This is a genomic window from Roseovarius litoreus, from assembly GCF_900142765.1.
Classification (GTDB): Bacteria; Pseudomonadota; Alphaproteobacteria; order Rhodobacterales; family Rhodobacteraceae; genus Roseovarius; species Roseovarius litoreus.
In genome coordinates this window covers 729,663-744,368 of record NZ_FRCB01000001.1, presented here as the reverse complement: position 1 = coordinate 744,368, position 14,706 = coordinate 729,663, and the positions used below count along the sequence as shown (strand labels likewise).

The following is a 14,706-nucleotide window of genomic DNA, read 5'->3' as shown; positions in this document are numbered from 1 at the left end:
CCGATTACAGGGTGCCTTTTTGTTGGGGTGGCCCGGCGATGCGCGGCGGCCTGCGGCCTTGGTGCCGCGCCGGAGCGGTGCGCGCGTGTTCAGCACTCACGACAAGGGCAGCATCAGGCCGGTTTCTGGCCCGCGTAATTGACGCGGATGTTTTCGCGCCAGCCGCCGAAGGCGTCGGGGGTCACGGCATTGCCGCCCTGCCCGCGAATGTCACGGCGACGCTCGGTGGCGTCGAACTCGGAACACAGGCAGTCTAGATCTCCGAACAATGATTTCAGCCCTTCAGCGGTATAGCGCCAGTAATCGATCGGGCAGGGGTGATAGCGCCACGAGAACAGCGTGGAATGGACCGTGACGCCGCCGGGACGCAGGAGGCGCGTGATCTCGGACGCGGCCAGCCACGGCTTGTCGATATGCTCGAACACATCGAAGCTGAAGATGAAGTCATAGCTTGCGTCGGGAATATGGGGGCATTGGGTGATGTCGCCGGCCATGACGTCGATCTTGGCGCCGGGCGCCCCTTCGAGGTCGAGCGCCTGATACTCGAATTCGGGGAAGTCGGCGTTGCGCGGATTGTGACGACCGCCGATTTCCAGCATCCGCCCCCCGGCAAGGCCGGCTTGGGTGAGGGCGGCGCGGGTCATCTCGCGGACACGGTCCCACCGGGGTGGTGCGGATTTCCAGGCAGTGCCGTCGCGGGCGATATCGGCGGCAAGCTGCGCGCCTTCGGTCTGGGCCAGAACAAGGCTTTGTTCCGCTTCGAGCCGCTGGTTCTGGAGTGCGGTTGTGATGCGGGCGTCGATCAGATCGCCAAGCGAGTCGTATGAGACGACGCATTTGGGGTCGCTGAACGCCTTGAAGGCGGCATCAAGCCTGTCTTTGAACCTCATGATACCCTTTCCGCGCGAAAACCGCGCCATGTCACCCAAGGATGAGCGGAGCGGAGGATCAAAATCCCAAGCCCGCTCATCCGCGTTTGAGCCGTTTGGCCAGATGCGAGCACAAGCACAGCATCGCCGCGCTGCGCTGCAAACCGGCATGATCGCGGTAGACCCGCCAGGTTGCCGCCATCGCCCGAAGCTTGTTGGACGACAGCGACCCGGCCCGGCGGAGATGGGTGGCCAGCGGCAGATCGAGCCCATGCGCCAGACCGGCGCGGCCGAGAAGATCGAGCCAGAGGGCGAAATCGTGCCGCATGGGCAGATCGGGCATCGGTACCTTGCCAAGATGGGCGGTGTCGTAGATCGCCGTCAGACAGCCGATGACATTGCCCCGCAGCAAGGCGTCACGGGTGACGGTGCGGGGGACGCGGACATGGTGACGCCGGAGTGCGGTCTGACGCCAGAAGCCGGTATAGGACAGGGCGGCTTCTTCGGCCTGCATGAAGGGGATCTGGCGGTGCAGCTTGTCGGGGTGCCAGGTGTCATCGGCATCGAGAAAGGCGATATAGCGCCCACGCGCGGCATCGAGCGCGAGGTTGCGCGCCCCGGCGGCGCCGATTTGCAGCGCCGTGTCGATCAGGCGCAGACGCGGATCGCCATGGGCGGCGGCCCGGGCGCAGGCGGCGGTATCGTCGCTCGAGGCGTCGTTGACGAGGATCAGCTCCCAATCGCGAAACTGCTGCGCACGCACCGAAGCGATGGCAGCGCCCACCCAGGGGGCGACGTTATGAGCTGGCATGAGGATCGAGACCGAAGGCTGGAGCATGATGAATTTCGAAAACCTTGGACACGCTAGGGCTTCCTTAAGACTTGCATGCAAAGATTGTGAAACTGTTAAGTCTCAGGGGTATATCGCTATGAAAAGACAGCCAGTTCAGGTGATCGCCGAAATCGGATGCAATCACAAAGGTGATCTGGACCTCGCCAAAGAGTTGATTCGCGTCGCCGCCGAGGAGTGCGGGGCCGATGTCGCCAAGTTTCAGAAACGCTGCAATCGTGAATTGCTGACGCGGCTGGAATATACCACGCCGCATCCGGTGCCTCAGAATGCCTATGGGCCGACCTATGGGGCGCATCGGGAGTTTCTGGAATTCGATGTCGATCAGCATCGCGAGTTGATCGAGACGTGCAAGGCGCATGGCATCGCCTATTCGACCAGCGTCTGGGATCTGACCTCGGCGCGGGAGATGGCGGCGCTTGGGCCGATGATGCTGAAAATCCCGTCGGCGACCAATCAGCATTTCGACTTGCAGGACTATCTGTGCCGGCATTTCGAGGGTGAGATCCATGTCTCGACCGGCATGTCGACGGGGCGTGAGATCGCGGATCTCGTGGCCTTTTACGAAGATCGGGGACGAGCAAAGGATCTGGTGATCTACAGCTGCACCTCGGGGTATCCGGTGGCGTTCGGGGATGTGTGCCTGTTCGAGATCCGCAACCTCATGGAACGCTATGGAACACGGGTGAAAAGCATCGGGTTTTCCGGGCATCACCTGGGGATCGGCACGGATGTCGCGGCCTTGGCCGTCGGCCGGATGATGGAGGCTGAAGGCTGGGGCCGGTTCAGCCATATCGAGCGGCATTTCACCCTTGACCGGAGCTGGAAGGGCACCGATCACGCCGCCAGCCTCGAGCCGGATGGGCTGAGGCAGTTGTGCCGGGACATTCGAGAGGTGGATCAGACACTGGCCATGAAGCCCGAAGAGATCCTGCCGGTGGAACAGGTGCAGCGCGACAAGCTGAAATGGCTGCGCGCGCGGCATGCCAAGGCTTCATGATCCGCGGGTGGGCTCATTTGTAGATCAGGCTGCGCCCGAAGCGGAACAGCAGAAGCGCGCCGAGGACCATCGGGGCCATGGCCATGCCCGCGATCAGGGGGATGGAAATGTAGCCGGGTTGGTAAATGGCATAGACCCCTTCGCGCGCGATGCCGGCGATATGCAGAAGCGGGTTGAACCACAGCATGTCCTGAAGACCGCGGGGGAGGTCCTCGTAAAGGAAAAACACGCCGGAGATCAGGATCAGGGGGCGGGTCAGCACGGTCCAGAGGGTTTTCCAGACCGGAAAGGCCATCATCGCATAGCAATTGAACATCCCGAACCCGAAGCCGAGAAACGCGGCCAGCGCGAAGGCCGTCACGATGGGAGCAGGATCGATGGTTTCGCGGATGTCCTCGGCGAGAAAGATGCCGGTGAAGATCAAGGCGGAGACCACAGCTTGGGTGAGCACAACAAGCAGGGCACGGGCCAGAACCGCATCCATCACGGTGACGCGGGGATGTTCCATCAGGGCGCGGTTGAAGCTGATGGCGGCGCCGACATTGACGGACATGTCCTGAAACATGCGCAGCGGCAGAAGGGCGGAGGCGTAGAACAAAAGGAACGACGTGCCGAGCGAGGGCGCCCGCAGCAGCAGCGAAAACCCGATCGCGAGGATCAGGATGAGCCCGACAGGTTGCAGAATGGCCCAGACATACCCACCGGGAGAGCGGCCATAGGTGGTCGACATCTCGCGCAGCACGAGGGCGAGGATCACGCGGGCCATGCGAAACCGGCGGGCGGGCTGCTGCGGTGTGCGAAGATTGGGCCGGCTGATCGACACTGGTATTCCTGCGAGAATCGTGAAACTCTAAACTCGTTAAAGTTGTGTCGATTGGATCATACCTGTGACCGATGAACAATCGAAAGGTGAAGAGACCCGCAAAGACCCGCAAAAGCCGCCGGTCTCGGGTAGGGCCATGCGGCGCGTGAGGCCACGCAAACGGCATCTTTTCCTTATGATCTCGGCGCAGCTGTTGATCCTGCTGCCGGCGCTGGTGGCGGGCTGGTATCTGTGGGAGCGTGCGGCGGATCAATATGCCTCCTACACGGGTTTCACGATCCGGCGGGAAGAGGCGCCGACGCCGACGGATGTTCTGGGCAGTCTAGGCAGCCTGTCTGCGGGCAGTTCGTCGGACAGCGATGTGCTGTTCGAATATATCCATTCGCAGGACATGATCGGCCGGGTCGGTGCAGAGCATGACCTGCGCGCGATGTTCAGCCGCCATCACGAGCGGGACCCGGTTTTTGCGCTGCGCCCCGATGGTACGAGGGAGGATTTGCGCGATTACTGGCGGCGGATGGTGCAGGTGTCCTATACCTCGGGATCGGGTCTGATCGAGGTGCGGGTGAATGCCTTTGCGCCGCAGGATGCACAAGACATCACGCAGGCGATCTTTGACCAGAGTTTGCGGCGCATCAACGATATGACCGCGATCGCAAGGGCGGATTCGATCCGCTTTGCAAGCACCGAGCTGGCATCGGCGGAAGCGCAATTGCAGGCCGCAAGACAGGCGCTGACGGTGTTTCGCTCGGCCAATCAGGTCATCAGCCCGGAGGCGGATATTCAGGTGCAGATGGGTCTGATCAACACGCTGCAGCAACAATTGGGTGAAGAGTTGATCAAGCTGGACCTGTTGAGTGAACAGGCCAATGAAAGCGACCCGCGCGCGGTGCAATCCAAGCTGAGGATCGAGGCCATTCGCAAACGCATTTCCGAAGAGCGGCGCAAGCTGGGCGGTGGCGCGGACATGCAAGGAGACGGCGAGGATTACGCGTCGATCGTGACCGAGTTCGAAAAGCTGACGGTGGACCGGGAATTTGCCGAGAAGAAATACACCACGGCGCTGTCGAATTTCGACACGGCCCAGGCCGAGGCGCGGCGGCAAACCCGGTATCTGGCCGCGTTCGAGCAGCCCACCTTGCCGGAAAGCGCGGAATATCCAAGGCGATGGTTGATCCTTGGGCTGACGGTGCTGTTTCTGAGCGTGGGATGGAGCATTCTGGTGCTGATCTATTATTCTCTGCGGGATCGCAGGTGAGCCGGTGGCGCGATGATCGAGCTGCGCAACCTGACCAAGAGCTTTCCGACATCGAGGGGCCGCAAATACGTGGCGCGAGGGATCAACGCGCTGTTTCCCGCCGGGCAGGCGGTGGCGTTGATGGGGCGCAACGGGGCGGGAAAATCGACCCTGTTACGGATGATTTCCGGCAATATGCGCCATGATGAGGGGCGGATCGTCAGACGGGGCAGTGTCTCGTTTCCAGTGGGGTTCACCGGCACGTTCCACCGGGATCTGACCGGCGCGCAGAATTGCCGGTTCATCGCGCGTGTCTATGGCGTGGATACCGACGAGTTGATCGCTTTCGTCGCGGAGTTTTCGGGGTTGGGCGGGCATTTCCGAATGCCGGTGCGCAGTTATTCGTCGGGGATGCGGTCACGGCTGGCTTTTGGCATTTCGATGGGCATTCATTTCGACACCTATCTGGTGGACGAGGTGACATCGGTGGGCGACCGGGCGTTTCGCGCCAGAAGCGCCGAGGTGTTCAAGGCCCGGTTGCAGCAAAGCAGCGCGATCGTGGTGACCCATTCGCTGGCTGAAGTGCGCAACCTGTGCACCGCGGGTGCGATCCTCGAGGATGGCAAGCTGACCTTTTACGACACGGTTGAAGAGGCGATTGCCCAGCATGTGAAGAACATGGAACAGCCCATGTGACGCAGGTCCGATCCGCGAAAAGTTGACGAAAATCGCAAGCGAACGCCACGGTTTTGCCGCGAGCGTTTCAGGCCGGTGACCCGGCCCTTTGACAGGATTCCATCGTTGGTGGTGGGAGACCTGCAATGGAGTTTACGCAACAGACGCATGATCCGGGTGCTGATGGTCTGCATTCGGGCATCATGCCGAACCTGGTGTTTTCGCCGCTTGGGGCGGATCTCGGGATTTCGGTTCTGGGGGGCATGGGGCTGTCCCAAGGCATCTGGCGGCTGACCGAGACGGGGCAGCTTTCTTTCGTGGCGGCGGAGATGCGCGCCGAGGCCTATGTCGCGTCGGTGATCGGCGGCCGGCAATTCCGGCTGTTGACCGAGGAGCTGGACCGGTTGCAGGAGTTTGGCGACAAGATAAGTCTCTATTCAGGCCAAAGCGGGCATTACGGGGATCTGGTGCATCTGGTGGCGACGCCTGTGCATGGCACGGATTATATGGTCGCCGCCGTGCCGGATGGCAGCGGGCTGTCGGTTTTGCGGCGAGAGCCTTCGGGGGGGCTCATGCAGGTGTCGCAGCTGGCGGACAGCGATGAGGCGTACCTTGCGGGGCCGATTGCCTTGGCTGCGGTGCAGACCGTGTCGGGGCGCACTATGGTTTTTGCCGCCTCGCAACAGGAGTCCGGGATCAGCGCCTTTGAGGTCACGGCTGCGGGCGGACTGACCCGGCGCGCATCGCTGGGGATCGAGGAGGAGGGCGTTTCTTTCCGGCCCAATCTGCTGGAGACGGTCACATTGGAGGGGCGGGATTTCTTGCTGGCGGGCAGTTTCGAGGCGGGTGCGATCAGCGTGCTGGAGGTCACGGGAAGTGGTGCGTTGACCCTTCTGGACAACACGCTGGACGATCGCCAGACCCGATTCGGCGGGATCAGCGTGTTGCAGACACTGAGTCATGAGGGGCAGGTTTATGTGCTGGCCGGGGGGGCCGATGACGGGTTGAGCCTTCTGCAGCTCTTGCCCAATGGGCAGATGGTGCATCTTGATACGGTGTCGGACACCCGGGCGCTGGGGCTGAACAATCCAAATGCGGTGGCGCTGACGGTGTTCGGGGGTGCGCTGCATGTGGTGGCGACCTCGGAGCGGGAGGCGGGGCTGAGCTTGCTTTCCGCACCGCTGCTGCCTGGTCGGGAGGTGGTCATCGGGACCGAGGGCGCCGATGTGCTGGGCATCGGAGCTGATGGTGGGCTGATCTGGGATGGGGGCGGGGCCGATACGCTGATTGGCGGAGCGGGTGCCGATCTGTTCGTGCTGGTGCAGGATGGCGCGCCGGACGAGATCCGGGGGTTTGCGCCGGGACAGGACCGGGTGGATCTGTCGGATTGGGAGGGGTTGTATTCAACGCTGCAGATCGGGCTCGAGACGCTGAGCGATGGCGCGCGGATCACTTATGGCGCCGATGTGCTGACCCTGCGCACCGCAAGCGGAGCGGAGATCGGCTGGCGCGAGATCCTCGAGACGGACATGCTGGGCATCGTCCGGATCGCGCCGCCCGAATTTTTGACGACGCAGACGGACGCGCCTGATGTCCTGCTGGGGGGAGAAGGCAATGACACCATCAATGGCGCGGGTGGTGGCGATGTGATCACCGGCATGGGCGGCAATGACCGGCTTCTGGGCGAGGCCGGGGCGGATATCCTGCGGGGTGGGCCGGGACGCGACACGTTGATCGGTGGCACCGGGGCCGACAGCCTTTATGGCGGCGACGGCAATGACAGTCTTGAGGGGCTGAGTTCGGTCGATCTGCTGTTCGGGGAGGCGGGCCATGACACGCTGGCCGGGGGGATCGGGGCGGATACGCTTTATGGCGGGTCGGGACATGATCGGTTGTTGGGCAATACCGGGGTCGATCTGATTTATGGCGGTGACGGGAATGACTGGATCAGTCCGGGTAACGGCGTGGATGTGGTGTACGGAGATGGGGGCAACGACACGGTGATCGGTCGCACCGGTTGGGACACGCTGTTCGGGGGGGATGGCGATGACAGTCTGCTGGGCAGCGAAGGGCAGGACGATCTGCACGGCGAGGCAGGGGATGACACGTTGTCGGGAGGGTTCGGATTTGATTTCCTTTATGGAGGTGACGGGCAGGACGCGCTTTTCGGAAATCTTGGATCGGATCTGCTTGAGGGCGGATCGGGCAATGACAGTCTCTTTGGGGCGACGGGGAACGACACGCTTCGCGGTGGGCCGGGCCATGATGTGATCCAGGGGTCACAAGGGCTGGATGTGATCGAGGGAGGACCCGGAAACGACACGATGCGGGGCGGGAGCCTTGCGGATGAATTCATCTTTCGGCGGGGGGATGACCGGGACGCCATTCTGGACTTCGAGGCGGCGCATGACATCCTGATGCTGGATGCGGCGCTGGTGGATGGCCCGGCCAATGCGCAGACCGTGCTGGATCGTCATGCCAGCTTTGGCGATGGCACGGTGACGCTGGACTTCGGGAGTGGCGATATCATCGAGGTGACGCTCTATCTGGGTCTGGGCGATCTTGCGGACAACATCCAGTTCCTGTGACCCGGTGCTGTGCCGGAGCATGGCCGAAGATTGACCGAATCTGTGCCACCTGCGAAAAAAGACCATTCAGGGTTGAACATGCCAGTGATGATCGGGTTATGAGTGCGCAATCGTTTGCCGGATGACAGGAACGAGTTGACGGTTGCCATCGCGACGATGGGATCGAGGCTGCGCGGGATCGCGTTGCCGGACCCTGTGGAGCGACTGCGGTATCTCATCGTGGTTCAGCCACCGGACGGGCACATGCTTTCGGGGCAGCTTTGCGGGCGCGGCGATCTGCACGTTCTGGAGGTCGAGGGACTGGGACTGTCGCAAAGCCGCAATATCGCGTTGGAGACGGCCGAAACCGATCTGGTGGTTTTTGCCGATGATGACATGGTGTTGCGGACCGAGGGGCTTTTGGCGCTGGCGACGCATCTGCAATCGCGGCCCGATCTGAGTTTTGTCGCGGGTTGGCGCGAGGACCGTTTGCCGAAACATGGGCGCAGAGCGGGGCGGCACATGCTTGGCTTGCGCAACAGCGGGCGGATCTGTGCGCCGGAATTGATCGTGCGGCGCAACCGGGTTCTGGGATGCGGTGTGCGGTTCGACGAGGCCTTTGGAAAGGGCGCGCGGTACGGACTGGGCGAGGAGTATGTCTTTGTCGCCGACATGCTGCGCGCCGGAATGCGGGGTGAGGCGTTGCCGGTGATCGCCGGCGCGCATCGTGGCCCAAGCAGCGGCGATCTGTGGGACAGTCCGGCGCTCTACGATGCAAGACTTGCGGTTCAGCGCCGGGTTTTCGGGCGCTGGGCATGGCTGGTACATCCGCTTTACGCGATGCGGCATGCGCGCCGGTTCGGACGCATCGGGCTGATGCTGCGCTTTGCGCTGGGCAGGAGGCTGGGTGCTGATGCGGGGCAGGCGCCGTGATCCGGAGATTGGCCCATCGGCTGCTGCATGGCCCGGCACAGGGCTATCACGAGGCGCATGTGATCTGTCTGCCGGGGCCGGGGATTGCCTATGTCCGGGTGCCGAAGGCGGCGAATTCGTCGATCAAGTCGGCTTTGGCGATGAGGTTCGGCATTCGCGCGAGAAGCGATCGAACCGTGGCGCAGGATGGGTTCTGGGACGACACCGAAGAGGGGTTGGCCAAGCGGATGACGCCCGAGCGTTTCGTGAGCGAGGGTCATGCGGCCAAATGCTGGACCTTCAGCTTTGTCAGACATCCGGTGGCGCGGCTGCATTCGTGCTGGAACAACAAGGTGATCGAGAATGAGGCCCTGTCGCCGGGATTCCTGGCAATGGGGGTCAGGCCGGGAATGCCCTTTGCCGCCTTTGTGCAGGCGGTGGCCGAGACGCCGGATGACCGGGCGGACATCCATGTGCATTCGCAAAGCGGGATCCTCGAGCATCAGGGACGACTTGTGCCGGATTTCGTGGGGCGCGTGGAAAGCATCGACGCGGATTGGGCCCATGTGGCCGCCCGGATCGAAGCGCGCAGCGGCGTGGCCATGGGCAAGCTGGGCGCAAGGAACAGGCGGATCGTTGCAGGGGAACATCAGGCTCTGACCTTGCCCGATAAGCTGCTGGCGCTGATCTTCGAGAGATACAAACGGGATTTCGACCTCTTCTATCCTGACCAGTCAGGTTGACCCTTTTCGGCATGGCGTAACGGTTTGTTAACCTTCGTTCATGATGAATGAAGCTGACAGGTCCTGTGGGCCTGTGACCGGCAAGCGTGTCGAGAGGAACCCGAGTGTGACAGGGGCTTTTTTGCAGATCGCGATCGTTCCGGCGCGCGGCGGCAGCAAGCGTATTCCGCGCAAGAACATCAAGCCCTTCGGCGGGTGCCCGATGATCCACTGGCCGATTGCCGCGGCGCTGGAGGTGGGGCTGTTCGACGAGGTGATCGTCTCGACCGATGATGACGAGATTGCCTCTGTCGCTGAAAATGCCGGTGCGCTGGTGCCGTTTCGCCGGCCAGCCTATCTGTCCGGTGATCTGACACCGACGCGCGGCGTCATCACCCATGCGATTGCCGATGCCGAGGCGCGGCATGACAGGCCGGTGACCATGGCCTGCTGCATCTATGCCACCGCCGCGATGCTGCGCGCCGAGGATCTGAGGCGCGGTTTCGAGATGCTGGCGGATCGGCCCGCACTGGATTTCGTGTTTGCCGCTGTGGGGTATGCGCATCCGGTGCAACGGGCCTTGCAGCTCAGGGACACCGGCGGTGTGCGGATGATCTTGCCCGAGCATGCGCGGTCCCGGACACAGGATCTGCCGGAGGCGTTTCACGATGCCGGGATGTTTTATTGGGGTCGGCGCGATGCGTTCATGGAGGATGCACCGATGTTTTCGCCCCGGTCGCTGCCCTGCATGATCCCGCGCGACAGGGCGCAGGATATCGATACGCCCGAAGATTGGGCCTTTGCAGAGACGCTTTTCGACCGTCTGCACCCCGCCGGGACCATGCCATGAGCCGGTGGGTCGTCTTTCGTTGCCAGAGCGGCAAGGGCGTGGGGCTGGGCCATGTGACGCGCTGCTGCGAGATGGCGCGACATTTGCGGGATCAGGGCATCGGCTCGGCGATGATCGGACCGGCAGAGGGGCTGCGGCTGGCAGAGGATGGCGATCTGTTCCAACACTGGCAGGCGGTCGAGGACCGGCAGGGATCGGCGCGCGATGCGGCAAGGGTGGTGGCGCTGTGCGACCGGCTTGGCACGCGCCATGCGGTGATTGACGATTATCGGGCCGATCCCGCGTTTCAGGAGGTGCTGAAGGCAGGTGGTCTAAGGTGGCTGCAACAGTTCGACGCGAGCTGCGACTGGCGGTTTTGCTGTGATGTGCTGGTCAATGCCGGCCCGCTCGAGCGGCGGGACGCGTATCTGCCGAGGTTGGAGAGGCCCGAGCGGGTGCAGACCCTGTTCGGCCCGGCCCATGCGGTGCTGCGGCGCGGGTTTCGTCAGGTGGTAAGGCGCCGCGACGGGCGGGCCGTGCGCCGGGTGCTGGTGGCGTTTGGCGGCGGCGATGACCGGGGTGCGATCGCGCTGGTGCTCAAGGCGGTGGCGGGGCGGCTGGGACGGGAGGTGACGCTTGTCCTCGTCTCGGGTGCGGGCAATCCGGGGCTTGCCGCCGTGGAGCGGGCGGCGGCCGAGATGGGATCCGGGCAGGTGGAGCTGCATGTGGGTCCTGAGGATATGCCGGGGCTGATGGCGGGCTGTGATCTGGCGGTGATCGCCGGCGGCACGATGAGTTATGAGGCGGCGATCTGTGGGCTGCCGATGGTGACGCTGGCGCTTGCCGCCAATCAGGAGCGGCCCTGCCTTGGGTGGCAGGCGCTGACCGGTGCGCCTTATCTGGGGCGGGTTGCGGATGTTGGGTCTGAAACGCTTTTTGAGGCGGTTTCGTCTCTGATCCGGGCTGACAGGCAGCGCGAGGCGATGGCGGTGAAAGGCCGGCAAGCGGTGGATGGGCGCGGGGTGGAGCGGCTGATTTCGGCGCTGCTGGAGAGGGCGGTGGCATGAGCCGGTCGATCCTTGTTCTGGGGACGAATGCGGGGCAGGCCGATCTCATCCGCCATCTGCGCGCGCGGCACTGGCGCGTGATCGGCTGTTCGCCGGTGCCCGATGAGGTGGGCCAGCGCTTTTGCGATGTGGTGGAGGCGGTGGATATCGCCGATCTGGAGGCGCTGGAAGCCGTGGCGCGGCGGCACGCGGTGGATCTGATCCTGTCGGTGGCATCGGATGTGGCGATGCGGTCGGTCGTGGCCTTGTCCGAGAGGCTGGGCTTGCCGCATTTCCACGACAGCGCCTTTGTCGCCTTGCTCGATGACAAGGCGGCGCTGCGCGCGTTTCTGGCCGAGCACGAGCTTGGTGCTGTGCCGTTCCGGCGCGTGTGCAGGCTTGAGGAGGCCGAGGGCTGGAGGCAGTATCCCTGTGTCGTGAAGCCGGTGGATGCGCAGGGCCAGAGAGGCGTCGAGCGGGTCGATGAGTCAGGCGCCTTGGCGGCGGCGCTGGTCCGCGCGATGGCGGTGTCGCGCAGTGGATGTGCGATCATCGAGGCGTTTCTGGACGGTGTGGAACTGTCGTGCAACCTGCTGATTGCGGGTGGTGAGGTCCGGTTGCAGGTGTTGTCCGAGCGGCTGGTGCATCAAGCGCCCGCGATGGGGGTGCCGCGCGGCCATCTGGTGCCGCCGGTTGCCGTGTCTAAGGCGGATCAGGAAGCGGCCCATGATCTGGTGGGGCGTATCCTGAGGGTCATGGGCCATCCGGACGGGGCGCTTTATGTCCAGATGATCATGACACGCGACGGGCCGCGCATCGTTGAGATCGCCCCGAGGCTCGACGGCTGCCATATGTGGCGGCTGATCGCGCTGGCACTGGGCGTGGACCTGTTGGACATGATGGTGACATGCCTGATCGGCGAGGCGCCCGTGTCGGGTGTGCCGAACGAGATAGGGGAAGAAACAGAAGCAGGCCGGCAGACCCGTCCCGTCATGGAGTTGATGTTCCAGCGGGCGCCGCCGGGCACGATCTTTGACAGCGGTAATTTTCCACCTCCCGACGATGCCATGTATCACGAGTTTCGCTATGGTGACGGCGAGCGAATCCGTGCGGTGAACGGATCGCTCGACGTTGTCGGGTATTATGTGAGGCCGTGGTCATGAGTGTGGATGGGTGTGTTGCGGGCGGCAAGGTTGCCGTTACCGGAGCGTCGGGGTTTATCGGGCGCTATCTTTGCGAGGATCTGGAGGCAGCGGGATACAGGCCGCTGCGTCTGGGTCGGGGGGCGCCACAAGCGGCTGTGGAACGGCAGACGGATTATTCGCGCGACAGTCTGGCAAGGGCGCTTGAAGGGGCCGAGGCCGTGGTGCATCTGGCGGGACGCCGGATGACACGGCAAGACGATCCCGATGATATCACGCCCTTTCAGAAGCCGAATGTGGCGGTGATCGGCGATCTGGTCGCCGCGGCCCGGCAGGCGGGTGTGCGGCGGATCGTGCTGGCGTCGACCATCGCGGTCTATGGCCGTGACCAGCCGCTGCCCTGTCATGAAGGCATGGGCGTGCAGCCGATCAACGCCTATGCCACGTCCAAGCTGATGGCCGAAGCGCATCTGGGCATGCTGACCCGCGCCGGGGGTCCGTCTTCCGTGGCGCTGAGGTTGGCGTCGGTTTACGGGCATGGCGAAAAGGACACGCCCGTGATGATGCGCTTTGTGGATCAGGCAATTGCGGGCGAGACGATCATGGTGACGGGCCATCCCGACACCGCGATCGACCAGATCTATGTGCGCGACGCCACCGCCGCGATCATCGCGGCGCTGCGCCATCCGGAGGTGACGGGTATCTGCAATATCGGGGGTGGCGCGGCCTTGCCGGTTCGGCGGATCGCAGAGACGGTGAATGTCATCCACGGCAACATGGGCAATCTGATCGACAAGACCGACAGCAAAGGGCGCGCAGATTGCTGCATCATGGCGCTGGACCGTGCGGCGCGCGATCTGGGCTGGCGACCGGCCTATGATCTGGAGGCCGGTTTGCAGGATATGCGCAAGGTGATGCTGGCCTGCGGCGCCATCATCGAAGAGGACATGGCATGCCGACGCTGAGACAGTATCTGGCCGGAACCCACGGTGTCGCCGATACGGGCGCACCGTTCGTGGTTGCCGAGATGTCGGGCAATCACAATCAGTCGCTTGACCGTGCGCTGGAGATCGTCGATGCGGCGGCGGCGAGCGGGGCGGATGCCCTGAAGATACAGAGCTTCACACCCGACAGCATGACACTGGATCTGCAAGAGGGCGAGTTCACCATCACCGACCCCAAATCGCTGTGGCACGGGCGGCGCCTTTACGATCTTTATGCCGAGGCGATGACCCCCGAGGCATGGCATGGGCCGATCTTCGAGAGGGCCAGAGCGCGGGGTATCCTAGCGTTTTCGACCCCGTTTTCCGAGGAGGCGGTCGAGATTCTGGAAAGGCTTGATGCGCCGGTCTACAAGATTGCCTCCTTCGAGCTTGTGGACCTGCCGCTGATCCGCTGCGTGGCGGAAACGGGCAAGCCGATGATCCTGTCCACCGGCATGGCCAGCGTGTCGGAGATCGGTGAGGCGGTGGAGGTGGCGCTGGAAGCGGGGTGCCCCAATCTGACCTTGCTGAAATGCACCTCGAGCTATCCTGCCAGCCCGGAGGCCAGCAATCTGGTGACGATGCCGGTGATCGGACAGAGCTTTGGGGTGAATTACGGCTTGTCCGATCATACCCTTGGTATTGGCGTTGCGGTGGCGGCCACGGCATTGGGTGCCAGCGTGATCGAAAAGCATTTCACCCTGGATCGGGCCGAGGGCGGCGTGGACAGTGCCTTTTCGCTGGAGCCGGACGGCTTCCGCGCATTGGTGGAGGAAACCACCCGCGCAGCACAGGCCATGGGCCGGGTCTGCTTCGGCGGGACCGAGGCCGAACAGCCGGGCCGGCGCAAGCGGCGCTCGCTTTATATCGGTGAGGACATGAAGGCGGGCGATGTGCTGTCGCCCCGGACCTTGCGGCGCATCAGGCCCGGTCTGGGGCTTGCGCCGCGCCATTACGAGGCGCTGCTGGGGCGCAAGGTGGGCCGCGATGTCACGCGCGGGACGCCTGTGACATGGGACTTGCTTGACAGTCAGTGACCCGCGATCGGGCG

The 14,706-nt window shown here is 63.5% G+C and carries 14 protein-coding genes; 11 read left to right on the top strand and 3 right to left on the bottom strand.

Annotation, left to right across the window (positions count from 1 at the left end; genetic code table 11):
- Positions 1–113: 113 nt before the first annotated feature.
- Positions 114–890, bottom strand: a complete 777-nt coding sequence (locus tag F3H35_RS03610; protein ID WP_149778256.1) for a class I SAM-dependent methyltransferase — start codon at positions 888–890, stop codon at positions 114–116.
- Between the two features lie 76 nt (positions 891–966).
- Positions 967–1,707, bottom strand: a complete 741-nt coding sequence (locus tag F3H35_RS03605; RefSeq protein ID WP_149778255.1) for a glycosyltransferase family 2 protein — start codon at positions 1,705–1,707, stop codon at positions 967–969.
- Between the two features lie 91 nt (positions 1,708–1,798).
- On the opposite strand from F3H35_RS03605, the gene F3H35_RS03600 reads away from it, so the two are divergent.
- Positions 1,799–2,719, top strand: a complete 921-nt coding sequence (locus F3H35_RS03600) for an N-acetylneuraminate synthase family protein (protein ID WP_037294815.1) — start codon at positions 1,799–1,801, stop codon at positions 2,717–2,719.
- 13 nt (positions 2,720–2,732) lie between these two features.
- On the opposite strand, the gene F3H35_RS03595 is transcribed toward F3H35_RS03600, so the two are convergent.
- Positions 2,733–3,485, bottom strand: coding sequence for an ABC transporter permease (locus tag F3H35_RS03595; protein ID WP_223228298.1), 753 nt, complete (start codon positions 3,483–3,485; stop codon positions 2,733–2,735).
- 232 nt (positions 3,486–3,717) lie between these two features.
- On the opposite strand from F3H35_RS03595, the gene F3H35_RS03590 reads away from it, so the two are divergent.
- From F3H35_RS03590 to pseI, 10 genes are all read left to right on the top strand, one after another.
- Positions 3,718–4,800, top strand: a complete 1,083-nt coding sequence (locus F3H35_RS03590; protein WP_223228297.1) for a sugar transporter — start codon at positions 3,718–3,720, stop codon at positions 4,798–4,800.
- A 12-nt stretch (positions 4,801–4,812) separates the two neighbouring features.
- Positions 4,813–5,475: an ABC transporter ATP-binding protein gene (locus F3H35_RS03585; RefSeq protein ID WP_149778252.1), complete on the top strand. Its 663-nt coding sequence runs from the start codon at positions 4,813–4,815 to the stop codon at positions 5,473–5,475.
- Positions 5,476–5,600: 125 nt separating this feature from the next.
- A complete protein-coding gene (locus tag F3H35_RS03580; protein WP_149778251.1) occupies positions 5,601–8,042 on the top strand; it encodes a calcium-binding protein in 2,442 nt (813 codons plus the stop codon).
- Between the two features lie 102 nt (positions 8,043–8,144).
- Entirely contained in the window at positions 8,145–8,954 is an 810-nt protein-coding gene (locus tag F3H35_RS03575; RefSeq protein WP_149778250.1) for a glycosyltransferase family A protein, read from the top strand.
- The gene (locus tag F3H35_RS03570; RefSeq protein ID WP_149778249.1) at positions 8,951–9,676 is read left to right on the top strand and encodes a sulfotransferase family protein; all 726 of its coding nucleotides are present in this window, start codon (positions 8,951–8,953) and stop codon (positions 9,674–9,676) included. Before F3H35_RS03575 ends, F3H35_RS03570 begins: the two co-directional genes overlap by 4 nt.
- 40 nt (positions 9,677–9,716) lie before the next feature.
- Positions 9,717–10,505 carry a pseudaminic acid cytidylyltransferase gene (gene pseF / locus F3H35_RS03565; RefSeq protein ID WP_223228296.1) on the top strand — a complete coding sequence of 263 codons (789 nt, stop codon included), beginning with the start codon at positions 9,717–9,719 and terminating at the stop codon, positions 10,503–10,505.
- The gene (locus tag F3H35_RS03560) at positions 10,502–11,551 is read left to right on the top strand and encodes a PseG/SpsG family protein (protein WP_149778248.1); all 1,050 of its coding nucleotides are present in this window, start codon (positions 10,502–10,504) and stop codon (positions 11,549–11,551) included. The genes pseF and F3H35_RS03560 overlap by 4 nt, the downstream gene beginning before the upstream one ends.
- The gene (locus tag F3H35_RS03555; RefSeq protein WP_149778247.1) at positions 11,548–12,693 is read left to right on the top strand and encodes an ATP-grasp domain-containing protein; all 1,146 of its coding nucleotides are present in this window, start codon (positions 11,548–11,550) and stop codon (positions 12,691–12,693) included. The genes F3H35_RS03560 and F3H35_RS03555 overlap by 4 nt, the downstream gene beginning before the upstream one ends.
- A complete protein-coding gene (locus F3H35_RS03550; protein WP_149778246.1) occupies positions 12,690–13,637 on the top strand; it encodes an NAD-dependent epimerase/dehydratase family protein in 948 nt (315 codons plus the stop codon). Before F3H35_RS03555 ends, F3H35_RS03550 begins: the two co-directional genes overlap by 4 nt.
- Complete coding sequence (gene pseI, locus F3H35_RS03545; protein ID WP_149778245.1) at positions 13,625–14,692, top strand: pseudaminic acid synthase; 1,068 nt, start codon at positions 13,625–13,627, stop codon at positions 14,690–14,692. The genes F3H35_RS03550 and pseI overlap by 13 nt, the downstream gene beginning before the upstream one ends.
- Positions 14,693–14,706: the final 14 nt, after the last annotated feature.